The following is a 25,878-nucleotide window of genomic DNA, read 5'->3' as shown; positions in this document are numbered from 1 at the left end:
TAAGATCATATCCACAAATATCCAAAAAACGTTAAAAATCTAGTGAAAGATGCCGATATCAAGATATATGTTAATAAGCAGTAACTAATAGCTGTTGATAAAGGGGGAAGTATCAAAATGGAAGACATTTGGAAGGTTATCATTATTGATAATCATCCGGCGCTGATGCTTGGAACAAAAATGATACTAGAAGAGACAGCCAATTTGAGTGTTATCGGAACTGCCAGTTCTGTAAAAGATGGAGTCGCTTTAGTAGCAAGTGTTCAACCTAACCTCATTTTGCTTGATGACGCGTTACCTGAAGGATCAGTTCAATCTTATTTGCGTCAAGTTAAGCAAGCGAGTAAAGATAGCCATGTGATTGTGCTTACCAGCGACAATCATTTATCCTTATTTGCAGGACTCATGAGTATGGGTGCCAGTGGCATGTTATCGAAAGAATCTTCGCCAGCTCAATTGTTACATCTGATCAGTAGTCTGCGTCAAGGATCAACGGTTATTCCTCTGTCATGGCTTCATCAAGGAGTAGTTCCTATTCCTGCTGAAATTCCTACCGATGGTTATTTTGATCTTTCCAAAATCGAACACACGATTATGATTCAAATTACACAGGGGTTTACATACGATAAGATCGCTTATATGATCCGTGTGAGCCGACGTTCTGTTGATAATTATTTACGCAAAATTTATCATAAACTTGGTGTAAACAGCCGGGCTCAAGCTATCGAAAAATATACGTTGTATTCGCATACAGCTTCTTTTAATAATGCACCTATGACCAGCATAATTGCACCACCTGAAAGTATTGTTCCAGTAAAAGAGGTTGCTCTGGATTAAAGTTCAGGTGTATGATCTTGAAAAAGCATCGTACAGGAGGCTGGAGCGGTGGAATTTTCTTTTGCAGCAAGTGTGAGTCATATGCCTTCATTTTCGGTCAGGTCGATTGATAACAGGCAGCGTCGTGAATCATGGATTTCATTAGCTGAAGAATTACCAGCAGAAGAACTATTTCCGCTGGCACAATTAGGAGAAGCTGCTGGTGCTGTATTCTCAGCAGGGCCTCTTGTTCTTCAGTATGGAGAAGCCGCAGGTTCATTAGCTTTACGGAAATGGCTGAACACGCGCTGGCAAATCGATCAGAAATTGAATGTAGATCCTGAAGATATTTTGTTAACATCAGGCAGTCAGCAAACGATCGATTTGTTAGTGCGTATTTATGTCGATCGAGAAGATACAGTACTGGTAGAATCTCCGGCTTCGCCAGGGTGTCTGCAAGTGCTTCGATTACAAGGAGCAAATGTACTTCATGTAGATTGTGATGAAGAAGGAATGATTCCAGAAGATCTGGAGCGACTTATTGTAGCGTATGGTCCTAAGCTACTGTGCGCTTCACCAAGCTTTGCGAATCCTACAGGAAGAGTATGGAGCTTGGAACGTCGAAAAGCTATTCTAGAGCTCTGTAAGCGATATGAATTGTTAATCGCTGAAGACGATTCGTATGGAGATTTGCGTTATGGACTGGAGTCGGTTCGTTCTTTTCGCCGCCGTTATCCGAGTCTGTTTCAATTGGATCGGGAGCAAGGTGGGAATCATGTCCTGTATATTGGTTCATTTAGCAAAACTATCGCTCCTGCATTGCGCGTAGGTTGGGCAGCAGGAGATCAACGTTTGATTGAAGTGATGTCAGCTGCCAAGCAAACAGCAGATTGGCAATCCAGTTCGATGAATCAGGCGATTTTATTGCGTCTATTACAATCGCCTCGCTTCAATTGGGATAATCATATTACAATGCTCAATCGCGAATATGAGATTCGTATTAAATTAATGCTAGAATTGCTCAAACGTCCCAACTGGCAAGGAACTCAGGTAGATGTTCCTTCAGGCGGTATGTTTTTGTGGGCTGTTTTGCCGGATCAGTTAGATGGAGAAGAGTTACTTACACATGCTATGTCTAAAGGTGTCTCCTTTTTGCCAGGAGCACGATGTTATGCAAGCGATGAAGGTAACAGTGCGATTCGTCTCAACTTTACCCATCCTGGACGGGATGAGCTGCTGTTAGGGATGAATCTTATTTCGGAGTGTATTGCTGAACTGCGCAGTTAAAGCAACTTCTGATTCTCGATCACATGAGCATATTGTTGTAGAGCCCGTATACCTGCTGGGGTCAATTGATAACTACCTCGTGCTACACGTTCAAACCAACCATAATAGTTGCGCTGCATAATCGCTGCTGTACTACCGACACCACTTCGTTCCCGCAATTGTCGCGGAGATAAGTAAAGGTCAGTACCAAACGCAGAAGCGATGCGCAGCGCTTTTTCGCGATAAGCGGTAATCAGAGGAGTTCCTGTACTGCCACCTAGATTGTAATCACCGCTACGTTCGGCAATTTCTTGTAATAATCGTTGTTTGCGACTCCCACGACGTACCGCTTTGGCAGGCTTGGAAGACAATGTTGGACTACATAATATTTCTACAAATGGAGCTTTTGTTTTGTACAACGTCACTACAATCAATCCTAATCCTAGACGCTGGCATAGTTCAGTAATCTCACGCCAACGCTGATTATGAGCTCCTTTTTTGGCGCGATTTTTTTCTACAGCTAGATATACGTTAGAACTGAGCTTCAGCCGTTCGATACCTTGAAGCAGTAATGCAATATTGAATGTTTTTTTGATTTCGATAATAAGGGGTTCATGATCTTGTTCTCGTATGCCTACTAGATCGCAATGTTTAACCTCACTTTTGATATCATACCCCTGAGCAGTGAAAAATTGTTTGATAGGAAGATACAGTTCGGTTTCTCGTTGTACAGCCACGATATTCTCTCCTTTAGATAGGTATATCTTATATCTATGTCATAGTACTTATATTCAGTGTTATGTTCGAAAGTATAGCATAGCAGGATAATAACATAGAAGTCATGAAGCAGAAGAGATCGAATAATAGTATGTTTGCAAATCGATTGTTCATTAATGTTACACATAAAGATACAACTAACACTTTCAATTGGCTATATTTTACAATAAAAGGTAAAATACGAATAAATATATGTGTATGTATTAGAGAGAAAGAGGGGATATCAAGCATGATCGAAGTATCTGCACAACGACAGCAACAACTTCAATATATTGGCTTGAAAGAAGCTGACTTGCAATTACTGCATCAACATTATGATTTATTTGTGAAAGTGGTCGATGAGGTTGTTGATCAATTCTACAATCATATAGAGCAATATCCGGTATTACATGATATTATTCAGCAAGCTGGTTCTACGATAGATCGTCTCAAACAAACACAGCGTGATTATTGGATTTCATTAGCATCTGGAACGATAGATGAATCCTTTATCGAGCAAAGGCTAAAGATTGGTCGTATTCATTCACGAATAGGGCTTAATTCTGATTATTATCTAGGGACTTATATGACCTATACCAATATTGCAACGGTTGTATTAGAGCGCGAATTGCCAGATCAATGGATAAAAGTGCTACATGCTCTGACCAAAATGTTCAATTTAGATTCGCAACTGGTACTTGAAGCTTACGGTGAAAGAGAGCAGTATCGTATTCAAGAAATGGCGAATCAAAAGCAACATATGTTAACAGCTGTAACCGAAGCGGTAAATCAGATGAGCGAAATGATCGTTAAATTAAATGATAATGCAAGAGTGATCTCACAATCAGCAGATCAAATGGCACAGTCTCAAGAAAGTTCACTACAACAGATGGACGAGTTAGGTCATGAGGTCAAAGAAATCAGCAAAGTGGGTACAGTTATGCGTGAGATTTCTGAACAGACCCATCTATTAGGTCTTAATGCTTCGATTGAAGCGGCTCATGCTGGTGAATATGGTAGAGGATTCAGTATTGTAGCGCAGGAAGTAAGAAAGTTAGCAGGATCGTCTCAGAATGCATTACAAGATATCAGTATGACTTTGAAAGTGATTATGACCAAGCTTGATCAAGTGCAATCTGAATTTGGTAAAAATGTAGAATGGTCACGCCATCAAGCAGGACGTTCTCAAGAATTGGCGGCTTTTGCAGATATGATCCAACAAGTAGCTTATGAATTAGAACAATTACAACATACAGAGACTATAGATTCCACAGTTGTAGTAGGGACGCATGCGAACCCAAAATGATCTTGAAAAAGACTTAAAATTAATTGCAAATAAAAAACATAAGTTCTTTGACATTTCGATATAACGGTGTATAATAAGAAAAGTGCGATTAATTTTATGAACGAAGGTGATACTCATGAAAAAAGAAGGACATCCTAAATTCCAACAAGCTATTTTTCTTGATCCAAGTTGCGGATATAAGTTCCTGAGTGGAACAACTAAAACTTCCGGCGAAACTATGGAATGGGAAGATGGCAACACTTATCAAGTGATTCGCGTTGATACTAGTTCTGCTTCTCACCCGTTTTACACTGGTAAACAAAGAAACGCAGACATCGGTGGCCGCGTAGACAAGTTCAACAAAAAATACGGCTTGAAAAACTAAGACGTAAGTTGAGCGAAATTTCAAAACGTTTTCGAACTGTTTTGAACCGTCATAAAAAGCGTACCTGTTCGTATCCTAGGATATGAATATGGTACGCTTTTTTTGTTGCCTTTTTACTACAAAAGGATAATAGAAGATGATATTCGATGATCATGTTCAAGCATAGCCTTTCCCATGATCATCGCTGTCACTCAAAATTGTATTTTGTCTTGTGGGAGTAAAGAATGTATCCGGTGAAAGCCTTCTTGTTCTAATCGTAATGCAAGTCCATCGGTACGTGACTTGGTAGCATGGACGAGTAGAGCAGGTGGGCTTTTGAGATCGAGTAGCATACGCCTTACATCAGGTAGCCCTTGATGGACTTTGTAGCGTACGTAATAGACTTTACACCCTTCTCGCTCGGTATCAAGCAACAGCCTGCGTCCAAAGCACCCATGAGCCAGATGACCTGTAAAAATCACCGCATTATGTTCATTGTGAGCGATTCGCTCGTAATGTTGTTGAGCTTTGACCGATTGCATCATTCCATCATCGGTAAATAAAATAAACGATGTGTATTGCGCAGGCAGTTCATTGCGAGATTGTTCATCCTCCATCACATACAAATACGGATGTTGTAGCAAACGTTCTATTCGTGCGCATGCTTGAGCATGAAGCCAGTAGGTATCTGTAGTGAAAGAACGCAAATTATTTAGTAAGCCCGCTTCCACGAGCAATGGTGTATCAGGATACTCTTCACTTGCCCACAATATCAATTCTTGCCCTCGTCCATACACAGGGACAGGAAGCATAACTGCTCCTTGTTGCCGGAGCGTCTCATCGATATGCCTTTTTAGTTGAGTTAGCTTATTATCTTGATGATCAGGATCAACGCCATATGCAGCATCTATGATCGCTATATCCAGATCAGGTATAATACCCGGAATTGTTTGCGTTTTCGAAATTAATCGTGTCTGGTGCAGTGGACGATCTGCGGCTAACAACTGTGATTCAGACGTATAATCTCCTGAAAAGAAAATATACTTATCATGCCAACACAGTGCCAGCCAGATCGAACCCGGTAAATGACCTGCTCGTCCCCAACATACATCAAGATGAGGCAACAAAGGGCTCCACCTCCCCGGTGGGACAATATCTTCTAAATAACGGAATTGGATGCGTTGTTGATCTTCGTCATCGTACGGACGTGTTGCCGAGCGGTGATCGGTATACCTTTTCCATGCTTCAAAATAAGCAGGTAATTGTCCAACCGTTGCCCGGGTTGTCCAGACCTCGCCGGTATAACCATGTTTATATAATAAAGGTAGAGCGATACAATGATCTTCATGAGCATGAGACAAAAAAACAGTTTGAAGACTGGCGACCATTTCATCGATATCAGGTGTGATCGGATATTGTCCGTCGCCTTCTTTTTTGACACCATAATCCAGCAATAGACTCTGCTCCCCCTGTTGGAGTAGATAGCTGGATCGACCATGTTCACCTGCGCCACCAAGTATAGTAAGTTCCATCATGATAATTGCTGCTTCCGATAAGCAGGTAGTGTCTGTAACATCAGTAGCAAGATTGTTGTAATCCCCACTGAAACTACAGCCATCGCCATACCCATTGAGACAGCACCTTGTTCAAATTGAGCGAAAATATAAGTTGCCGAAGTCTGCATAGATGGTGGCAAAATCAACAGGGAAGCCACCAACTCGCGATTAGCAATTGTAAAGGTAATTGTCCAACCTGCGATCATACCCGGAACCAGCAGTGGCAGTAAAATCCGCCGAAATACATACAATGGACGACCACCAGAAATCGCTCCCGCTTGTAATAAAATAGGATCAATCTGCCCGTTATTGGCTTTGACATATTGTAAAGTGTACGGCAAAAATAAAATAATATACGTTAGTACAACCATACCGTATGAATTGTAAAGAGGGATGGGCATCCATGGAGAATTCCAGAATAAGATCAATCCCACCACAATAACAATACCGGGTACGGTATTAGGCATTAAACTAAGAAGATCGATCCATTTTTGTGACCATCGTTTGCCATATCCTACTTTGAGCGCTAGAAATGTACCGATCAGTACAGCAATAGTCGCAGCTACAAGTGAAAGTGTAAAGCTATTAATCAGTGCTTCCATACTTTCAGAACCCCAGCTTAATAAGTCGCTATAATGCTGTAATGTAAAGTTGCCCATCGCCAGCCCTGTTCCGCGCAAGCGTAATAAAGATGCTGTAATCACAGAAAAGTAAGGAATCCCGATAGACGTAATCAGCAATATCCCGATATACAACCAGCAGATAATACCGCTCCAGCCTCGTAACGAATACTTTTTACTTCGTACTCCTTTACCACCTGTTAAGCGATAAGAATAGCGACTGCTTAATATACTCTGGATATACCACATCAATAAGCAAGCTGTTAACAGCAAAGAAGCCAGTGAAGTTGCTTTACCAAAATCTATCGGCCAGCTAGAGATATATTTATGAATCTCAGAGGTCATCACATAAAAGCCAATTTTGCGACCAAATGTAGCAGGTGTACCAAATTCAGCAATCGTTTTGACAAAAATCAATAATGCACCCATCGCATAACTGGATAATAGCAATGGTAAAATAATGCGTCGGAACCGATAGCTAAATGAAGCACCATGTACAGAAGCAGCTTCTTCTGTGCTTCCGCCAATCTGCTCTAACGTATTGCGAAGAATAAGATATAGAAATGGAAATAGATGCAGACTCATAATCATAACCATACCGCCAAAGCTGAAAAAAGCAGGTGTGATAGTTGCTGAAGCAGGCAATAATTGCTCCATATAACCGTTCTTTTGCATAAATAACATCCAACCCATTGAACCGATATAAGGTGGAGTCATAAAAGGAATTAAAAAAACAACATCTAACCAGCGTTGTCTACCGATCGCTGTTTTGGCCATCATCCAAGCTAAAGGAAGAGCTAGAACAGTCGTCGCGATAATAACGCAACAGCCTAGCCATAATGTACTGAACATGACCGACGTAAGATCACTTTGACCGAGCAGACGTAAAGGAGCCATAAGATCAATCACACCATTTTGTTCAATCGCTGTTCGGAAGATCATCAGAAGCGGAAATAGAATTAGTACGGCGAGCAGCAAAAATGCCGCAGCCGTACTGATTTTTTGATAGGAGAATAAAGTTTGATTAGTCTTTGTTTTCATCATAGGATCACCACTTATTTGTATAGGTTCGTAAATTTGGTTGTTGTTTCTTCGCTGTGTTCGCCCATCCAGTCCCATTTCACAGGATATGTTGGAATATCGTTCAGGTTTGTACGATTGTCAGCCGTAATATCGGTTCTACCTGGCAATAGATAAGCACTAGTTACCATTTGTTGTGCTTCATCTGACAGCAGATAATCAATAAATTGTTTGGCTTGATCGGCATGTTGGCTTGTTTTGATAATGGCTGCTGGACGAGGGCTAATGACTGTGCCTTCTTTTGGATAGACGATATCAACAGGTTCACCATCTGCTTTGGCTTTGTACGCCATATAATCGACACCAGCGGCTACAGCTGATTTGGCACCAGTGATAACAGGATCAAGCGCTTCTTGATTGGCTCCTGCGATCGCAACCCCATTTTGCTTATACTGTTCAAATAATGACCAGCCTTTATCACCTTCAGCACTTAAATAACCGGTAATAAAATCAAGTGCAGAACCAGATAATGAAGGATCAGGAATATTGACTTTGTCTTTCCATTCAGGCTTCGCTAGGTCTGCCCATGATGTCGGTGGAGTCGTTACTTGTTTAGTGTTATATACAATACCTAATGCAGATGCACTGTAGCTAAAATATTTGCCATCTGTATCTGACCAGTCTTTGACCAATTTATCGTGATTCACTGCTTCTGGATAAGCAAGCGTCATATCTTGTTTGGCTAAAGCTTGCATCGAGGGAAGAGAAGCAAGTACAACCACATCAACCACAGGATTTGCTTTTTCAGCTTCCATACGAGAAAGAATCTTGCCTGTAGTGCCCTGAAACATTTCTACTTTGATACCTGTTTTGGCTTCAAAACCTGCTTGAATTTTTTTGGCTAATCCTTCAGGGCCTGCACTATAGACAACAAGTGTGCCCGCATCTTTGGTTGGTGATTGTGCTGAACCGGATGCGCCTGTAGAAGTGCTACAACCTGCCAGTGTTGTTCCTAAGATTGCTGTTAGAGCAAGTAAACTTCCTTTTTGCCATAATTGATTCCATTTCATTATTTATTCCTCCTAAAGTGGTTGAATCCATATTTGAATTAAAAGTCTAGCGTATAAAAGGGGATCAAGATCATCGGTTAGACAGGGACGGGATTCAGTGTATGCACATGGTGTGCAGAAATATAAATAGTGACCGATTCACCCACAGTCATGCGTTCATCTTGATACGCTGTCCATAGACGTTCTTCGCCCATATCCAATAGAATCTCATAACGATCGCCCATATAACTGACCTGCTTGATCATTCCGGTATGTATATGTTCGTCAGGAGAATGATTGCTGTACCAGCGGATATGCTCAGGGCGAACCATCTGATGACCGTTATCAATCCAGTTGGAATGACCAATAAAGCGAGCGACAAATGGATGAGAAGGCTGTCGATAAATTTGCTCTGGTGTTCCACGCTGTAAAATAGACCCTGACTGCATCACAATAATCTCATCTGACATTGCCATCGCTTCTGTCTGATCATGAGTCACATAGAGAGCAGTAACACCTAATTGCTGTACCAGATTCATTAATTCGGTTCGCATTTCATCACGCAAAATCGCATCCAATGCACTGAGCGGTTCATCGAACAAAATTAATCGGGGTTGCATCACGATCGCTCTAGCAAAAGCGACACGTTGTTGTTGTCCACCAGAAAGTTGATGCGGATAGCGTTGTTCCATCCCTTGCAAACGAACTTGTTCCAGTGCTGTGAGCACACGTGCTTGAATATCTTTTTTCTGACCGGAAGCTCGTAGACTGAAAGCTACATTTTCAAAAACAGTTAAATGAGGCCATAGCGCAAACTCTTGAAAGACCATCCCGAATCCCCGGCGATGTGGAGGTACATTTTTACGTTGCTTGGAAGAATACAGAATATCGTTTGCTATTCGTAATTCTCCTTGATCGGGAGTCTCTAGTCCGGCGATCATGCGTAACAATGTCGTTTTGCCACAACCGGAAGGCCCTAGTAATGTGGTGAATTTGCCAGAAGCGATCACAAGATCAGTCGCTTGCAAAGCTTGTACACCCTCAAAAGATTTGCTGATGCCTTGAATCGTTAATGCTGTCATTGTGTATTCCACCTATCTTTGACGCTTGTTCATCGGCATACATAAAGATGTATCATTGCTGCCCTGAACTACTTTCTATACGTAGTATATCTGCTCAATTTGCACGGGGTATGTGGGGAATGTAAACGCAACATTAAGTTTTTAGTGTGTTCCTTTTGACAATCATCGAATGTTTCTATGGTACGGTGAAAGAAAAGCAGTTACAGGGGGTTCATCGATGAATTTGATCAAATTACAAATCGTGGAATTATTGGATCGTCATCACAAAATCACAGCAGTTGCAGATGAGTTAGGGCTCAAGCAACCTACAGTTACATTTCATATGAAAAGCTTAGAAAAAGAAATGGGCGTTGCTTTGTTCGAATCTAGAGGAGGCAAAGTGATGCTCAAAGAACCAGGCAAGGCATTACTTCATTATGCCATCAAAATTAATGCTCTCGCGGCAGAATCCAGAAGAGTAGTGCAAGAATTTGGCGCTTTGGAACGTGGCAATCTGCGTATCGGAGCGAGTTATGTACCGGCTACTTATTTATTACCTTCTATTATTAATGATTTCAGTCGCGCTTATCCAGGTGTCAGTATTTCGATTGCGGTTAAGCCTTCACCTGTAATTCGTGAAATGTTGATCAATCATGAAATCGATCTGGGCATTATGCTAACAGAACCTTTTGAACATCCTTCATTGGTAAAAGGATTAGTAGATGAAGATGAAATGGTTGCTATTTTTGCACCGAATCATCCGTTAGCAGACTATGAAGAGTTGCATATAGATACGCTACGGCAAAGTAGATTTGTTTTGCATGGGAGTGAATCAAGTACCCGTCAATTAAGTGATCGTTGGATGAGTAGTGTAGGGGTATGGTCAGAGCAGTATATGGAACTGGATTCACCGGAAGCGATTAAGAAGTCGGTGATGTTAGGCGAATATGTTTCGTTTTTGTCTAAAATGGCAGTGGAAGAAGAAGTGCAACAAGGTCTACTTCATATGCGACCATTACCGAATACACCTTTTCATCGTTACATTTATTATGTATACAACAGTCAACGTCATTATTCAGGGCTGATTCATCAGTTTGTAAAATCGTTTGGTTAGATCGATATTCTATTGTATATAGATGATCGCTATCGAAAAAGTGATGAATAGCATATAGAAACTATAGATATGTTTTACGAAATCAATTAGATATGTTGATTCCGCTATCATTTTTCACTGTTACATTGGAATAGTAGTCAAATGATATTCCACAGACAGGGGAGAATTTGCAAATGAATTTAGGATTGAAATTAGGTAAAAAAGCTCCATTGGTGTTGTTAAGCAGTGTGTTGTTCGCAGGGTTGTATATTCCACAATCTACATCTGTTGTTGATGCCAAAGCCGCCAATCTCACACCAACGTATGAGGTTAAATTTATGCTGGACGATGATATTTTGAACAGCGACCTGACGATTCAATCTGAGGTACAAGATGCGTTTGATCTACCTGCCAAAGCGCAAAAAATTGCTGTAGAGTATTTCGATACAAGTGATAAGCAATTGGACAGCGAAGGCTGGAATGTACGTTTCCGCAAAAAAGAAGATAAAGATAATTTTGAAATGACGTATAAAAAACGTTACAGTATTGCAAATGGAAATATTGATGCAGCATTAACACTGGCTAATCAACAAGGATTTGATGCTTCCGATACGAACTATGAAGCAGAAGTCGATTGGGGATACAGCAAGCAGACATTAAGCCTGTCTAACGATAAAAAATCAAAAGCAACAACATCAGGAGCAACATTGCCTGCGGATAGTAAAGCATTATCTTTGCTTGTCGATAATCTGCCAGGTAAATTGAAAAAGTGGAAAGATGGATCAAGCTGGGGTGAAAAGCAGTTAAAAGCATCGCGCTCGTATGGCCCGGTGATGGCGAGTAAATATGAAGGTAGCTGGAACGGAATCGATGTAGACGTAGAAATTTGGCCGATTCGTAATGCTTCCGGTACAGGTACTGAGCCTGTAATTGAGATTTCGTTCAAAACCGATGATTACAACACTGCTGCAACTGATCGTCAGCAATTAATGAACTATTTGAATCAAGAAGGTTGGTTAGTGCCTCAAGATTCATTGAAAACACAGTTAGTTTTAGATCGTTATTAAAAGCATATCATCTAAAAGTAGACAAAAAAGAAGCACCCTGCGAGGTGCTTCTTTTTGTTTGCTATTAATATCCGCTACGGTCCATATTGCTCATTGTTGCAGCCATTAAAGAACCAAATAAAATAGAGAAAATAATAGATACAACAATACCGATAGCCAACCAGATCAAGTAAGCTTTAGCAAAGTTAGCTTTAGATACATTGGTATTTGCACCGAATGCCCATACAAATAACATTACGATATTTACGAACGGAATAATTATTAATAAAATCGTAAGCATCCAATCTTTGAATGTTAATACTCCTGTGCGTTGATCCGGTTGCGCAGGCGGGTAACCATTGTTTTGCGAATTGTAATCCAAATTTTTCTACCCCTCTCAGTTATGTACTACTTATTGTGTAAAGATGTAAATCCTCTATGATTATACAACTGTTACAGATATGTGACAATAGAGTAATATAAATAACTAGGGTTGTAGACTACTCTCATTTACAAAATCAATGTATCTATAGAAACATTTGATAGCTACTAGACATTCATTCTATTTATTGTATAGTATAGTTAATTGATCGGAATTAAGGATTTAAATATATTGCAAACTATTTATTTGTACGAAACTATTGCAAGTTACTAAAAGTATCTTTATAATGAGATATATTGAATGTTTCATACAAGAAAGTTTTCAAATCTTATTTTCATGGTTAAACATGAGAGTAGCTTCTTTATACTAACAAACCAAAATCGAATAGAGATCTTCGGGGTAGGGTGCAATTCCCGACCGGCGGTGAACGTTTCTTTTATAACTGAAAGAAAGGGTAGCCCGCGACTCATTTTTCTTTTTTGAAAAATGACTGATCTGGTGAGAATCCAGAGCCGACGGTACAGTCCGGATGGGAGAAGATCAACCAATAAGCTTGCCAGTGTATTGTAAAATACAGTTGCACGTTTATTTGATCAAGCCCCCGTTTATTGTACGTTGATAACGGGGGCTTTCCGTATGAGATCTCATATTCAAATTCTAATCACGTAGGGAGTTTGAATCATGGAAAATGCAAGTTATAACATCAAAACAGCATCATCAGCTAGACAGCGTCATATTAAAAGTGGATTTTGGCTCGTTTTTGTAGGAGCAGCGTTATGGGGCGTTGATCCACTGTTTCGAATTATTTTACTCAAAACAATGACTTCAACTCAATTGGTATTGTTGGAGCATTTGATTGTTTTTCTAGCGGCGGCTCCTGTATTATGGGTCAACCGTGCTGAATTAAAAGGATTGAAAATGCGTCATATCGGAGCATTGTTGTTCTTATCCTGGGGTGGATCGGCGATTGCTACGATTCTATTCACGATGGGACTGGCTCATGGTAATCTCAATGCTGTCTTGTTATTACAGAAATTACAACCGATCTTTGCGATTGTATTAGCTCGAATTATTTTAAAAGAAGTATTACCGCGTGGATTTGGTTGGTTATTTGCTTTAGCATTAGTAGGAACGTATATTTTAACATTTGGATTCGCTATTCCTATCGGACATATGAGTGAATTTGTACAAGTTGGTAGTCTATTTGCTCTAGGTGCAGCCGCATTATGGGGTGGATCTACAGTGATGGGACGCTTAATGGTAGGTCAGATGAAATATGAGACCGTAACATCATTACGCTTTATTATGGCTTTACCGTTGTTGCTTGTATTAACATGGCATGAAGGTGCAGCTTGGAGCTTATCTGCTGATTCTGGTGGAATTGCAGCCGTATCTCTGAATTTGCTAGGTCAAGCATTGTTGCCAGGCTTGCTAAGTCTATTAATGTACTACAAAGGGTTGTCTACAACCAAAGCTTCTGTAGCTACACTAGCAGAACTAAGCTTCCCATTAGTCGGTGTAGTTATTAACTGGATCGTATTTGGACAATTATTAACATGGGCTCAATTGGTTGGATTTTTGTTGATCTGGGTAGCATTGTTCTTTATTTCCAGACGTCAGCAACCATCTGATGCCAAAACAGCCGTACCTTCTGCATAACCATTTCTTTGTTATCAAGAAATGCTAGATTCTATAAATACTAACTTTTATATAAAAAAATCCTGTCTACCTAGCGGAATATCGCTGGAGTAGACAGGATTTTTTAGTTTGTACAAGACATCGCTGTAATGATGTATCGAATATGAAGTAGCTTTTAATCTAAATCGAAAAGTATATTGTTTTTATTTGATAGGTACGAGATCGAAAAAGTCTAATTCTCCGTAACCATTTCCTTTGCTAAAACGAATCGTATGATTACCTGCTGTCAACGATAGACGTTGCGTCGATAATCCCCAATTTTCCCAACCTTTATTGGTAATAAAAAAGTCTGTTGGATTGCCGCTATCGACCGATAGTCGAAGAGTAGACCAATCCAATCCATCTGTGCCATTACCTGTACGTGCAGCTAGCATATACGTTCCTGTAGTCGGGATATTCACCGTATATTGTACATAACTACCGTCTGTATCGATATGACCTGCTTTGGATAGTCCTGAACCATTAGGGCTTGAAGAAGCATAAGCCGCTCCACCGAATGTTCCTTGTTCCCCTTCATAACGGGTACGATCCGGTTCACCGGATGGAATAGAGATCTGCACATTAGGATTAAGAGGTTGACCGAATTGAGGTGTATTGTCTGTATTCCAGCTAAATTTCTGTGTACGAATTTCCCGGTTCCAACCTGCATTATTAAATTTGGCAGAATGATAAACGATCCAATCTTCTTTGCCATCAGGAGAGGTAGTAAATGAAGCATGACCGGGTCCATACACCCCATTAGCAGAAGCAAATACAGGTTGAGCGCGTTTGCTCCATGCCGAAGGGCTTAATAAATTGCTATTGGTCTGTGCTGTAATTAGACCTAGCGCATAATCATTTGTCCAGCTTCCACTAGCCGAATAGATTAGATTGATTTTGTTATTTTTGATCACCACTTGAGGGCCTTCGTTGACATTCGGTTGGTGATTAGTCTCCCATGCATACGTAGGACGAGCAATCTCAACACGCGCTGAATCGATCGTCCATGGGTTACTCATATGAGCGATATATAGATTTTGTCGTACATTGTCTGAACCTTCCCAGCCTGACCAGATAAAATACAACTGCCCGTTCACCGATAATGGAGTCCCATCGATTGCCCAGCGGTTGGTAGTATCTGTGATCTGACCTTTATCTACCCAAGTGCCTTGCATCGGGTTACTGCTGGTATTCTGCATCACATACATACGATGATTCGCATTATCACCGTCGTCTTTGGCATAGTAAATGTACCATGCTCCATTTAGAAAATGAATTTCAGGAGCCCATACATTTTGGCCACCTGTTGTAATTTCACGCTTTTCAGCCGCATCAATACCGGTTAATGTAGAAGATTTCCAGATCGTGACATTGTTACCTGTCGTTTTTGTGAAATAATAGAATCCATCAGTATGTTTATACATCCACGGATCTGCACCATCCTGCATAATGACATTATAAAACTGTTTTTGGACAGATGCCGCAGAAGCGATACTAATACTGGTGCTCATAAGTAAAGTGAATAACAAAAATAAAACTCCTCCTTTAATGATCAAGCGATGACGTTTCATTGATTCAGCCCCTTTCAGTATAGTAAATAGATAACGCTTACAATACGAACTGTAACGCAGAATAATGTCGGGGAACAGGACGATATTTTGGATGGATAGACATTCTATTGGAGATATGAACGGGAAGGTCTGAATGAAGAGTTTAACCGTTTACACTTTGAGATCAAACAGGTACATTAGGCGTAATTCATATGCTTTGTTTTGCTTTATATCGAGTACATCTGCAAAGTGAGGTTAGGTTATATGGTGAGATGGATCAAGCAATATTGGTTGCCTATGACAAGGTTAAAATTATATGGGTTGCTTTTGGTGATAATAGTCATCATTGGCATACTCGGTTACAGTCTATATCGAAGCGGAATATCACCGTTTATAGGTGATCGTTCTCATCCACAGTCAGTAGCTAATCTATCGACTACAGATCCTATTCAGATATCATTTTGGACACCTTTTAGCGGTGGAGATATTTCTTTTATGAATGAACTGGTACAACGATACAACCAAGAAAATACCGATCATATTGTCGTGACGATGAAAAATAATAAATCAGATGATTACTATACCAAATTATCGACAGCTATCGTTACTGAAGAAGCGCCGGATGTGGCGATCATACATGCGTCGATGTTCGCTCAATATATACCCGCCGATTTTATCCAAAATATAAATACTGTCTCTTCTCAAGCAGGTGTGAACTGGCAAGACTTCAATCCGTCTATTCTGGCAAGAACGATGATGCAGACCAATCATTATGCGATTCCTTTAGATACACATTTTAGCGTATTGTATTATAACAAAAAGTGGTTAGCCAAAGCAGGATTGTATCGTGATGGACAGGTGCAGATACAGCCAGGAGAAAAAGGATTTGTAGACTTTTTGCAGACCTTACAAAAGCATATTCCACAGGATGTAGCACCACTTGCTGTACCGAATGTACGGATCGATTCGTTATGGTTGTGGTGGTCATTGTATGCGCAGATCGAAGGGGGAGGACAATTGTATACAGCTGACGGACAACGTGCGGCTGTTGATATGCCAGCCGCTAAGCGCTCTTTAGAATTAGTCACTTCCTTATATGAGCAACAGTTAATTCCGCCTAATATTAATGATGCTTCGAATGAATTTGCTCAAGGGAAAGCAGCAATGCTTTTTCTAGGCGTATGGTCTATCGGTTCTTTTGAAAAAGTACCTGATTTGGATTTTGGTGTAATGCCATTTCCGCAAATCTATGACCATGCAGGATCATGGGGAGATGCACATACGCTTGCTTTTCCAACCCATCATGAACAAGATCCAGAAAAAGTACTGGCGGCTGTCAAATTTGCATACTGGTTAGCCAAGCATGGAGCATTATGGGGAGAAGCTGGGCATGTGCCTGCGGTACAATCGGAAGCATTATCACAAGCTTATCTTTCACTACCTTTGCGAAAAGAATATGTAGATGAAGCCAACCATGTTGAATATTTCCCCAGCAATCCGAAGCAAATTATGATCAGCGATGCACTGATTAATGAATTGGAGAAAATCTGGTACGGTAAGCAAAGTGTAGATCAGATGCTTGATCATTTAGAGCCTTTGATTAATCAGATTTTGAAGGAGTAAGTCATGCAGATATCTATCAAAAATTGGATTCGTCGCTGGAAAAATATGCGATTAGTTACCCGGCTGATTATTATGAATATTACATTAATTTCGATTCCATTGATCATTTCTTCATGGATTTCTAGTATAGGGTACTCGGATTCGATTCAAACCAATGCAGGTCAATATCAAGCAGATGTAGTGCGAGAGTTCACATCGAATTTGGATGCGTATATGAATGAGTTAGTCTTATTATCTGTATTGCCGTATCAGTCACCAGAAATTATGGATTATCTAGAACAGGATACACAAGATCAAGTGATTGATCGATATGAAGATCGCTTATTGTTAGAAAGCTTTGTACGGCGTATTCGGGTGAATGGGCGTGTTGATATTGCAGGCGTCGCTTTATTTACCAATCATACACATTCTTCATATGTAGAATTGCCTGATAGTCCGGGCAGATTTGCAGAGTCAGGGGATCGAGAACGATTATTAGCGTTAGATACTGAATTGTCAGGCAAAGGGTATTTTATCGCTCCTCATGCAGTGTTATCGGATAACGGAACGGTGTATCAAGTGTTTTCGATTGCTCGTAAAATTCGTAGTCTGGATAATGGCAAAGAATTAGGCGTGCTGGTGATTGATGTGCCTGCCGAGGCATTGACTGATCGGATTACACATCTGGCAGGTTCGCCTACATCGTTATTTGCAATGATCGATCAGCATAAGCAATTAATTTATAAAAGCCCTTCTTTTCCTGTCGACGATCCTACGCTACAGCAGTATGGAGGAGAAGGTACGTTAACGATTCATAATGGCAAGCAATCGGTACTGCTCACGTATCAGACCTCACCTGTAACTCATTGGACCGTACTGCAAGCAGTTCCTGTAGCAGTATTAGTACAAGATGCCGAGCAGGTTAATCGGCAAATGATCTGGTTAGGCGGAATCTGTCTGATTATCTCGGTGATTGTATCTATCTTTCATGCGATGCGAATTACAAGACCGCTCAGTGTACTACGCGATTCTATGAAGCTTGTAGAACGTGGTGAGTTTGATATTACATTACCTGTTCATCAAACAGATGAAATCGGTCATTTGAGTCGTACTTTTAATATTATGGTATCCCGTCTAGGGACATTAACTTATCGATTATATGAAACAGAGATTCGGGAAAAAAATGCGCAGATTGCTTCACTTCAAAGCCAGATCAATCCTCATTTTTTGTACAATACACTCGGTTCGATCAGTATGTATGCGGAGCTTGAAGGCAATCGTGAAGTGGTTCAAATGACCAATCATCTTAGTGCATTACTCCGGTATAGTATCGGCAGTGATCATAGTGAAGTAACGATCGAGCAAGAATTGGATCATGTCCGAGGATACCTTTCGATTCAGCGTATTCGGTATGATGAGCGCTTAACGTATACGATTCATGCAGACCCATCGCTGTTATCCAGCCCTATTATTCGTCTGACACTACAACCATTAGTAGAAAATGCAATTATTCATGGCTTAGAACGAGGTCGTGGTGATATTTATATTCAGATAAACGTTCATATAGAGCAGGAGCAGATTCAGATAGATGTGATTGATAACGGCCCGGGGATGGAGCAAGAATGGATCGAAGAGCAACATCTTCATATGGAAGCAGGTATTTTGCCAGAAGGCCCGGGAGGTCATGGGTTGGTTAATGTTCATCGCAGAATTGCTCTCAAGTATGGCAATGATTATGGCATTACGTTGCATAATCGGCACGAAGGAGGGTTGCGCGTTACTATTGTGATGCCTACATCTGACATGATCTATTAAGATGACTTGAAGAAAGGAGACTCTTCTTATGTATAACGTTTTAATTGTTGATGATGAGATGATTTTTCGCAAAGGAATAACTCATTTAATTCATGAATCTAATCTAGAATGGACAGTTATTGGTGAAGCCAGAGATGGATTGGAAGCGTTGGAAATGATTCAGTCTCAACGTCCTCATTTGGTAATCACCGATATACGGATGCCTCGTATGGATGGTATTCAACTGCAAGCAACACTGGCAGAACAGTATCCTACTATTCGCTGTATTGTGCTAAGTGGACATAATGATTTTGAGTATGCTCGCAGTTCGATTCGTAGCGGGGCTAGAGATTATTTGCTCAAGCCGGTGAATAAAGAAGAACTGTATACCGCATTATGCAAAGTAGAAGCAGAATTGAGCAAAGAAAGTGAATCTCAATCTGTAGTAGAACATATACTCAGTCAACAAGTGATTAGACAGCAGTTATTGAGTAGTCTAATTCATGGCAATATAGCTTATGATGAAGGTGAATTATTCGATCAAGCCAGTATTTCTTTTCCTCATAACGGAATATATTGTCTGATTGTGCAATTGGATCGAGATTCGGTTACAGAACAGCGTTATCGTCAGAATGATCCTGAATTATTCTTTTTGTATATTCAGCAATTTGTGCGTGAGATGATCATAGAACCTTTACAAGGATATACATTTATAGATCATCATAAAGTGATTGCTCTGATTAATAGTGATCGAAGTGAAGCCACAGCACAGCAAATCAGATCATTGTCAGGACAATTAATTCGCACTATTAAGCGCATCTCTCAAATGACCGTTACGATTGGGATCGGTGGTGGAGTAGACGATCTAGAATCGGTACCGAAATCTTATCGTGAAGCAGAGACTGCTCTGTTATATCGTTTAATTTCGGGAGGAGATCAAGTGCTGGTTTATGAATCTTCAGCGACGAATACGATGCCGTTATCTCGATTGCAGGCAGCAGACAGACACTTTTTGGAACAGTTATTAGCACAGGAAAATGGGCAAGAATTAACAAGACAAGTGCAAGCTTTTATCGAACGATTATGCAGGCAAATGAATCATCCAGAAGTGATCCAGCAACAAATATGCAAAATATTATTAGAGTGTTATGAGATTGCACTGGATTACAAAGTACTTAGCGAATGGCTGAATAAACAAGACATGGGTATGATCTTACAACATGTGTTGTTGATTAATGAGCGTCAGCAACTCGCACAATATTGCGGAGAATTATTGTATTCGTTATACGATCTCATTCAGCGCAAAGAAGGGCATGTGATCCATGCGGTTGATCAGGTGGTGCGTTATCTTGAAGAACATTATGCAGAGCCGATCACTCTAAGTCTAATGGCAGAAAAAGTCTACTTGAATGCTTCTTATCTCAGTAGTCTGTTCAAACATCGATTAGGGCATTCATTTGTCGAAGTGCTGACAGAGATACGAATTCGAGAAGCGATCAAGCGATTGATTCATACCGATGAAAAAATTGCTACGATTGCTTATGATACAGGATTTGTGAATATTCGTCATTTTAATCGAGTATTCAAAACAGAAACGGGTACTACACCCAAGCAGTATCGGGATAGTCGTCGTCATTACCAACATCCTGTGTAATTTACAGGTAGATTCTTTAGTTATGATCTTTAATAAAAGAACTGCCTAACTAGACAGACCTAAATATATGTCTATAGCATCGAAAAAAGCGTCATGGTTCCCCCTTAAAGAATGAATTAAGATTCTAAATGTAAGCGTTATCTAAAAAACGCACATACTTATTTATTCGATAAGGGGGTTGTATTAATGAGAAAAACAAAAGGTATTCAAGCCGGATGTATATTGCTGATGGCGATGTTAATCTTATCTGCTTGTGCTGGAGGGAGCGCACCTGCCAGTAGTTCGGAAAGTGGTAAAACAGGCGGTAAAACACAAATCTCATTCTGGACACCATTCAGTGGTGGCGATGGAGAATTTATGACGGCTATGGTCGATAAGTTCAATCAGGAAAATCCAGATATTCAAGTCGAACAACTGAGTAACCGCTCAGAAGATTATTATACCAAATTACAAACGTCTTTAGCTTCCGATCAAGCACCTGATCTAGCGGTATTGCACTCCTCGCGGATGCCTCAATTTGTACCTGCTGGTTATGTGACTCCACTGGATGATCTTGCCGCAGGTTCCAAAGTCAACTGGGATGAATTTAATCCTACAATTCTAGAATCTACGATCTATGATGGTAAGCATTACTCGATTCCATTAGATACCCATGCCATCGTAATGTATTACAACAAAACATATCTGGAAAAAGCAGGTGTGTTGAAAGATGGCAAACCCGTATACGACCCATCACCAGAAGGATTCACTGCATTTCTAACCCAAATTAAAGAGGCTGTTCCAGCAGATGTGGCTCCACTAGCACAACCTAGCGTACGGATTGATGCTTACTGGATGTTCTGGGGATTCTATAACCAGTTAACCGGTGGCGGTAAGTTCTATGATGACAATGGCCAAGCAGCGCTTAACAATCCACAAGCGCAGCAAGCATTAGAATACGTGAACAGCTTATATACATCCAAATTAATTCCACCGAATGTGAATGATGCGGTGAAGTTATTCCAAGATCAACGAGCGGCTGTATTAATTACAGGAGTATGGAGTACCGGTTCATTTGAAAATATTAAAGGATTAGACTTTGCGGTTGTACCGATGCCACAAATCTATGATCAACCTGCTACATGGGGCGATTCGCATACATTAGCTTTGCCCAAACACAGTCAGGAAGATCCAGCCAAACAACAAGCAGCATTAACGTTTGCGAATTGGTTAGCAGAGCATGGAGATATGTGGGCAAAAGCAGGGCATATTCCAAGCGTTACCAAAGTACTCGATTCCAAAGAGTTCAAAGATATGCCATATCGTAGCGATTATGCTCAATCGGCTGACTTTGTAAAATACTGGCCTCGTAACGAAAAACAAGGACAGGTCAACGATAATGTTGTGAAAGAATTTGAAAAAATGTTAGCAGGTCAGCAAGATCCAGCGACTACCCTTCAAAAAGCAGATGCTTCGACAAACAAAATTACCGGCAAATAAAGACAGCAAGAGGGAACAATAAGTTATGACAAAAGAAGCGGAGCGATATCAAGATCATACCGCTTCTTTTGTTTGATCTTACTTTGGAAAGGAGTAGACGATTATGGGCACCAAATCTTTAGCGCATCAAGGATGGATAACAGGCATATTAATGATTTTGCCGTATACAATTTTCTTTGCGCTCTTTTCTTTATTTCCGATTTTGTACGGGTTACGTATTAGCTTTTATGATTGGTCTTTGCTAGGAGATAAAGTATTTGTAGGATTTCAAAACTATACCAACTTAATTGCAGATGAAGAGTTCCGTAGTAATTTGATGCATACCGTAATATTTACAATCATCAGTGTGCCATTAGTCAGTGGAATTGGTCTACTGTTAGCTATTCTGGTTCATGGGATACGTCGTGGACAGTCTTTTTTCCGAATTTCTGTTTTCATGCCATATGTATTATCTGTTTCTGTGATCTCTAGTATTTGGGTGATTTTTTTACAGCCGTATACAGGATTGTTTAATCAGATTTTGCGTGCATTAGGACTGATTCATGAAGAAATTTTCTGGTTGTCACAACCGACTCTAGCTTGGGCGGCTATTATTATGTCTACCATCTGGTGGACAGTAGGATTTGTATTTATTTTATTTCTAGCAGGGCTTCAAGATATTCCAGCCTCTTTTTATGAAGCAGGGCAGATCGAAGGCGCGAATCGCTGGCAGACGTTCTGGTATATCACTTTGCCATCATTATCACGCATTACCATACTGGTGATTGTGCTTCAGACTATCGCTTCGTTCAAAATCTTTGGTCAATCCAAATTGATTACAGGCGGAGGGCCAGCAGGAGCAACCAAAACAGTCGTATTCTCGATTTATGAAAATGGATTTCAGACGTTCCAGATGGGATATGCGTCAGCGATTGCTTTTGTGCTTATGATCGTTATTCTGGTGATCTCTTTAGTGCAGACCTTTATTTTGCGGAGACTGGAATCTTAGAAAGGAGAGAGTCATCTATGATGGATCGCATCTATTATTATTTTATTCGTATTGTAGCTGTAGTACTGGCGATATTTTTTCTGATTCCTGTTGTCTGGATGTTAGCTTTATCGTTTACGCCAGAAGGAGAAAATGTATTTGGTAATGGATTTCATCTTTCATTTGCAAACTACGAGAAAGTATTGAGTCAAGCTCCCATCTTCGGTTGGATGGGCAACAGCTTAATGGTGTCAGTGATCACCACAGCGCTTGTACTGATCTTATCTTCGATGGCGGCTTATGCATTTTCTCGGATTACCTTTCCGGGTAGTAAATTTATGTTTCTTTTATTTTTATCCGGACTGATGATTCCAGCAGAAGCGACATTGATTCCGCTGTATCTTTTTATGAGAGATCTAGGTCTGCTTGGCACACGAACTTCACTTATTTTGCCTGCGGTTGCGGGGCCGATGGGTATTTTTATCCTCAAGCAATTTTTTGATGGATTACCGAAAGACCTTGAAGAAGCAGCCCGAATTGATGGAGCCGGATTTTTTAAAGTCTGGTATAGCATCTTTTTACCATTGTCTCGTCCTGCCTTAGCGGCTTTAGGTATTTTTAGCTTTATTGGGGCATGGAATGATTATGTATGGCCACTGATCTCGATTTCGGACAAAGCGTATATGACGATTACTTTAGGATTGCCGATGTTCCAGAGTTCTTATGTACAGCAGTATGCACTTCCAATGACTGCTAATGCGCTGGCAGCGATTCCGGTATTGATTGTATTTTTAATTTTCCAGAAGCAGATTATTAAAGGAATAGCGTTTACAGGTGGCAAAGAGTTATAAAGTCAGTATTTTTGAGTAGTTAACGAATAAGAATATAGTTGAAGCATCATTATACAAGCGCTTACCATTCAAAGGAGGAATTACAATTATGACTGCAACAACAACTCGCTCTGAATATCCAAGACCACAATTTGAACGAGCAGACTGGATCAATCTAAATGGAACATGGGAATTTGCATTTGACGATGAGCGTGTCGGTGATCAGCAGAAATGGCATCTGGATCGACAAGATGTATTTGATCAGCGTATTCAAGTTCCGTTTACTTTTCAAAGTGAATTGAGTGGTATTGGAGATACAGGATTTCATGATCTGGTCTGGTATCGCAAATCTATAGAAGTGCCAGCGGATTGGAAAAGCAAGCGCACGATTTTACATTTTGGAGCGGTGGATTATACAGCAACTGTCTGGATCAATGGAAAATGGGCGGCATTTCATGAAGGTGGACATACTCCTTTTCAAGCGGATATTACCGAACTATTAGAAGCAGATCATAACGAAATCGTATTGCGTGTAGAAGATTATAGTCAAGATGTGACATTACCGCGGGGCAAGCAATACTGGAAAGAAGACTCGGCTAGCATTTTCTATACACGTACTACTGGCATCTGGCAGACAGTATGGCTCGAAGCGGTTGACCCTGCTCATATTCGCAAAGCTAAATTTACGGCTGATATTGATCAGAATGAAATCAAAGTGCGGTTATTTTATTCTCCAGCGACAATGCAAAAAGAATTACGGACACGATTAACGATTACATTTGCAGGCGAGTTTGTTGCACAGGATGAATTTGTAGTGACTCATACAGAACATACACGTTCGATTGGTTTACATGATTTTAACGATCATGAATTGGGACGCTGGTGGTCACCGGAAAAACCACATCTATACGATATTCAGCTAGAGTTAGTAGAGCAGGATGTTGTTATTGATTCTGTACAATCGTACTTTGGGATGCGTAAAATTTCGATAGAAAATGGAAAGCTTCATTTAAATAATCGTCCGTACTTTCTACGTCTAGTACTCGATCAAGGTTATTTCCCTGATGGAATCTTAACTGCACCGTCGGATGAAGCATTTATTCAAGATATTGAATTAACACAAGCAATGGGCTTTAATGGAGTGCGTAAGCATCAGAAAATGGAAGATCCACGCTTTCTATACTGGTGTGATCGCAAAGGTCTGCTAGTCTGGGGAGAAGCGGCAAATGCTTATAATTATTCGGAAGAATACGTACGTCGATTCACACAGGAATGGCAAGAAGTGCTTGAGCGTGATTATAATCATCCATCGATTGTGGTCTGGGTGCCGATGAATGAAAGCTGGGGCATCCCGAATGTGAAAAATGATCAGCGTCAACAACAGCATGGACTAACACTATATCATTTAACCAAGTCACTCGATGACACACGTCCTGTTATTTACAATGATGGCTGGGAAATGATGGAGACTGATCTGGTAGCGATTCATGATTATGCATGGCAAGAAAAAGTGTTAGATGAACGTTATGCTTCGATTGAAAAGGCTGTACATAGTCTACCCGGTAATCGTGAGATTTTTGTCGGCGGAGCAACGTATCAAGGGCAACCAATTCTGATCACAGAATTTGGCGGAATCGCGTATAAAAAAAGTGAGTGGGAAGGCTGGGGCTATTCAGGTGCAGACAATGATGAAGATTATCTACAACGTTTAGCCGCTGTTATTCGTCCACTGCATCGCTCTCCGATCGTGCAAGGATTCTGTTATACCCAGCTCACCGATGTAGAGCAGGAGATCAATGGTCTAGTTACATATGACCGTAAGCCCAAAGTGCCGCTCGAAGATATTCGCCGTATCGTTATGAACTTATCCTAAATATATACATGATCCTTTATTATAAGTAAACCGGAGTGTTGCTATATACCTGACTATATTAGTCTAAGGTGTATAGCAACACTTTTTGCATATACACAAATAAATCATCGTATACGATCTTCATTATCTATTCAGTAA

The 25,878-nt window shown here is 40.5% G+C and carries 21 protein-coding genes and 1 riboswitch; of the genes, 14 read left to right on the top strand and 7 right to left on the bottom strand.

What is annotated here, in order from left to right; all coding sequences use genetic code 11:
• Window positions 1-117: 117 nt before the first annotated feature.
• A complete protein-coding gene (locus tag QCD85_RS02365) occupies window positions 118-837 on the top strand; it encodes a response regulator (protein ID WP_274170528.1) in 720 nt (239 codons plus the stop codon).
• A 48-nt stretch (window positions 838-885) separates the two neighbouring features.
• Complete coding sequence (locus tag QCD85_RS02360) at window positions 886-2,103, top strand: aminotransferase-like domain-containing protein (protein WP_273615466.1); 1,218 nt, start codon at window positions 886-888, stop codon at window positions 2,101-2,103.
• Here QCD85_RS02360 and QCD85_RS02355 read toward each other — a convergent pair.
• A complete protein-coding gene (locus QCD85_RS02355) occupies window positions 2,100-2,819 on the bottom strand; it encodes a DUF2161 domain-containing phosphodiesterase (protein ID WP_301261534.1) in 720 nt (239 codons plus the stop codon). The genes QCD85_RS02360 and QCD85_RS02355 overlap by 4 nt on opposite strands.
• A gap of 269 nt (window positions 2,820-3,088) precedes the next feature.
• Here QCD85_RS02355 and QCD85_RS02350 point away from each other — a divergent pair, with 269 nt between their 5' ends.
• Together QCD85_RS02350 and QCD85_RS02345 are read left to right on the top strand one after the other, a co-directional pair.
• Entirely contained in the window at window positions 3,089-4,144 is a 1,056-nt protein-coding gene (locus QCD85_RS02350; protein ID WP_301261533.1) for a globin-coupled sensor protein, read from the top strand.
• A 115-nt stretch (window positions 4,145-4,259) separates the two neighbouring features.
• Window positions 4,260-4,508 carry a type B 50S ribosomal protein L31 gene (locus QCD85_RS02345; RefSeq protein ID WP_069326918.1) on the top strand — a complete coding sequence of 83 codons (249 nt, stop codon included), beginning with the start codon at window positions 4,260-4,262 and terminating at the stop codon, window positions 4,506-4,508.
• A gap of 191 nt (window positions 4,509-4,699) precedes the next feature.
• Here QCD85_RS02345 and QCD85_RS02340 read toward each other — a convergent pair whose 3' ends face one another.
• The 4 genes from QCD85_RS02340 to QCD85_RS02325 form a co-directional block, all read right to left on the bottom strand.
• On the bottom strand, window positions 4,700-6,022 hold the full coding sequence (locus tag QCD85_RS02340; protein WP_301261532.1) for an MBL fold metallo-hydrolase: 1,323 nt from the start codon (window positions 6,020-6,022) through the stop codon (window positions 4,700-4,702).
• Complete coding sequence (locus tag QCD85_RS02335; RefSeq protein WP_301261531.1) at window positions 6,019-7,707, bottom strand: ABC transporter permease; 1,689 nt, start codon at window positions 7,705-7,707, stop codon at window positions 6,019-6,021. Before QCD85_RS02335 ends, QCD85_RS02340 begins: the two co-directional genes overlap by 4 nt.
• An 11-nt stretch (window positions 7,708-7,718) precedes the next feature.
• Window positions 7,719-8,753 carry an ABC transporter substrate-binding protein gene (locus QCD85_RS02330; protein WP_273615471.1) on the bottom strand — a complete coding sequence of 345 codons (1,035 nt, stop codon included), beginning with the start codon at window positions 8,751-8,753 and terminating at the stop codon, window positions 7,719-7,721.
• A 77-nt stretch (window positions 8,754-8,830) separates the two neighbouring features.
• The gene (locus QCD85_RS02325; protein WP_301261530.1) at window positions 8,831-9,814 is read right to left on the bottom strand and encodes an ABC transporter ATP-binding protein; all 984 of its coding nucleotides are present in this window, start codon (window positions 9,812-9,814) and stop codon (window positions 8,831-8,833) included.
• Between the two features lie 217 nt (window positions 9,815-10,031).
• On the opposite strand from QCD85_RS02325, the gene QCD85_RS02320 reads away from it, so the two are divergent.
• Window positions 10,032-10,907, top strand: coding sequence for a LysR family transcriptional regulator (locus tag QCD85_RS02320; protein ID WP_301261529.1), 876 nt, complete (start codon window positions 10,032-10,034; stop codon window positions 10,905-10,907).
• A 173-nt stretch (window positions 10,908-11,080) separates the two neighbouring features.
• Window positions 11,081-11,953, top strand: coding sequence for a hypothetical protein (locus tag QCD85_RS02315; RefSeq protein WP_301261528.1), 873 nt, complete (start codon window positions 11,081-11,083; stop codon window positions 11,951-11,953).
• 64 nt (window positions 11,954-12,017) lie between these two features.
• On the opposite strand, the gene QCD85_RS02310 is transcribed toward QCD85_RS02315, so the two are convergent.
• Entirely contained in the window at window positions 12,018-12,314 is a 297-nt protein-coding gene (locus tag QCD85_RS02310; RefSeq protein ID WP_274170519.1) for a hypothetical protein, read from the bottom strand.
• 386 nt (window positions 12,315-12,700) lie between these two features.
• Window positions 12,701-12,859: riboswitch (FMN riboswitch) on the top strand.
• Between the two features lie 136 nt (window positions 12,860-12,995).
• Between QCD85_RS02310 and QCD85_RS02305 the strand changes: the two genes are divergently transcribed.
• Window positions 12,996-13,973, top strand: a complete 978-nt coding sequence (locus tag QCD85_RS02305; protein ID WP_204824889.1) for a DMT family transporter — start codon at window positions 12,996-12,998, stop codon at window positions 13,971-13,973.
• A gap of 182 nt (window positions 13,974-14,155) precedes the next feature.
• Here QCD85_RS02305 and QCD85_RS02300 read toward each other — a convergent pair whose 3' ends face one another.
• On the bottom strand, window positions 14,156-15,502 hold the full coding sequence (locus QCD85_RS02300) for a family 43 glycosylhydrolase (RefSeq protein WP_301261951.1): 1,347 nt from the start codon (window positions 15,500-15,502) through the stop codon (window positions 14,156-14,158).
• A 369-nt stretch (window positions 15,503-15,871) separates the two neighbouring features.
• Between QCD85_RS02300 and QCD85_RS02295 the strand changes: the two genes are divergently transcribed.
• The 7 genes from QCD85_RS02295 to QCD85_RS02265 all read left to right on the top strand — a co-directional run bounded on the left by QCD85_RS02295 (window position 15,872) and on the right by QCD85_RS02265 (window position 25,740).
• A complete protein-coding gene (locus QCD85_RS02295; protein WP_301261527.1) occupies window positions 15,872-17,164 on the top strand; it encodes an extracellular solute-binding protein in 1,293 nt (430 codons plus the stop codon).
• Window positions 17,165-17,167: 3 nt separating this feature from the next.
• The gene (locus tag QCD85_RS02290; RefSeq protein WP_301261526.1) at window positions 17,168-18,958 is read left to right on the top strand and encodes a cache domain-containing sensor histidine kinase; all 1,791 of its coding nucleotides are present in this window, start codon (window positions 17,168-17,170) and stop codon (window positions 18,956-18,958) included.
• A gap of 28 nt (window positions 18,959-18,986) precedes the next feature.
• Window positions 18,987-20,591, top strand: a complete 1,605-nt coding sequence (locus tag QCD85_RS02285; RefSeq protein WP_301261525.1) for a response regulator — start codon at window positions 18,987-18,989, stop codon at window positions 20,589-20,591.
• Between the two features lie 186 nt (window positions 20,592-20,777).
• Window positions 20,778-22,070: an ABC transporter substrate-binding protein gene (locus QCD85_RS02280; RefSeq protein ID WP_301261524.1), complete on the top strand. Its 1,293-nt coding sequence runs from the start codon at window positions 20,778-20,780 to the stop codon at window positions 22,068-22,070.
• 103 nt (window positions 22,071-22,173) lie between these two features.
• On the top strand, window positions 22,174-23,058 hold the full coding sequence (locus tag QCD85_RS02275; protein ID WP_273615481.1) for a carbohydrate ABC transporter permease: 885 nt from the start codon (window positions 22,174-22,176) through the stop codon (window positions 23,056-23,058).
• A 17-nt stretch (window positions 23,059-23,075) separates the two neighbouring features.
• Window positions 23,076-23,888 carry a carbohydrate ABC transporter permease gene (locus QCD85_RS02270; protein WP_273615482.1) on the top strand — a complete coding sequence of 271 codons (813 nt, stop codon included), beginning with the start codon at window positions 23,076-23,078 and terminating at the stop codon, window positions 23,886-23,888.
• Window positions 23,889-23,976: 88 nt separating this feature from the next.
• Window positions 23,977-25,740, top strand: a complete 1,764-nt coding sequence (locus tag QCD85_RS02265) for a glycoside hydrolase family 2 protein (protein ID WP_301261523.1) — start codon at window positions 23,977-23,979, stop codon at window positions 25,738-25,740.
• The last annotated feature ends 138 nt before the right edge of the window (window positions 25,741-25,878 follow it).

Source organism: Paenibacillus sp. PsM32 (assembly GCF_030433815.1).
Lineage (GTDB): Bacteria > Bacillota > Bacilli > Paenibacillales > Paenibacillaceae > Saccharibacillus > Saccharibacillus kyungheensis.
Note: the sequence above shows the minus strand (reverse complement) of the source record. Positions and strands in the feature narration are given on the sequence as shown.

Coding starts and splice junctions, on each gene's coding strand:
- QCD85_RS02365 (WP_274170528.1), top strand. CDS start 118: ATGGAAGACATTTGGAAGGTTATCATTATTGATAATCATCCGGCGCTG.
- QCD85_RS02350 (WP_301261533.1), top strand. CDS start 3,089: ATGATCGAAGTATCTGCACAACGACAGCAACAACTTCAATATATTGGC.
- QCD85_RS02345 (WP_069326918.1), top strand. CDS start 4,260: ATGAAAAAAGAAGGACATCCTAAATTCCAACAAGCTATTTTTCTTGAT.
- QCD85_RS02340 (WP_301261532.1), bottom strand. CDS start 6,022: ATGATGGAACTTACTATACTTGGTGGCGCAGGTGAACATGGTCGATCC.
- QCD85_RS02335 (WP_301261531.1), bottom strand. CDS start 7,707: ATGATGAAAACAAAGACTAATCAAACTTTATTCTCCTATCAAAAAATC.
- QCD85_RS02330 (WP_273615471.1), bottom strand. CDS start 8,753: ATGAAATGGAATCAATTATGGCAAAAAGGAAGTTTACTTGCTCTAACA.
- QCD85_RS02325 (WP_301261530.1), bottom strand. CDS start 9,814: ATGACAGCATTAACGATTCAAGGCATCAGCAAATCTTTTGAGGGTGTA.
- QCD85_RS02320 (WP_301261529.1), top strand. CDS start 10,032: ATGAATTTGATCAAATTACAAATCGTGGAATTATTGGATCGTCATCAC.
- QCD85_RS02315 (WP_301261528.1), top strand. CDS start 11,081: ATGAATTTAGGATTGAAATTAGGTAAAAAAGCTCCATTGGTGTTGTTA.
- QCD85_RS02305 (WP_204824889.1), top strand. CDS start 12,996: ATGGAAAATGCAAGTTATAACATCAAAACAGCATCATCAGCTAGACAG.
- QCD85_RS02300 (WP_301261951.1), bottom strand. CDS start 15,502: ATGAGCACCAGTATTAGTATCGCTTCTGCGGCATCTGTCCAAAAACAG.
- QCD85_RS02290 (WP_301261526.1), top strand. CDS start 17,168: ATGCAGATATCTATCAAAAATTGGATTCGTCGCTGGAAAAATATGCGA.
- QCD85_RS02285 (WP_301261525.1), top strand. CDS start 18,987: ATGTATAACGTTTTAATTGTTGATGATGAGATGATTTTTCGCAAAGGA.
- QCD85_RS02280 (WP_301261524.1), top strand. CDS start 20,778: ATGAGAAAAACAAAAGGTATTCAAGCCGGATGTATATTGCTGATGGCG.
- QCD85_RS02275 (WP_273615481.1), top strand. CDS start 22,174: ATGGGCACCAAATCTTTAGCGCATCAAGGATGGATAACAGGCATATTA.
- QCD85_RS02270 (WP_273615482.1), top strand. CDS start 23,076: ATGATGGATCGCATCTATTATTATTTTATTCGTATTGTAGCTGTAGTA.
- QCD85_RS02265 (WP_301261523.1), top strand. CDS start 23,977: ATGACTGCAACAACAACTCGCTCTGAATATCCAAGACCACAATTTGAA.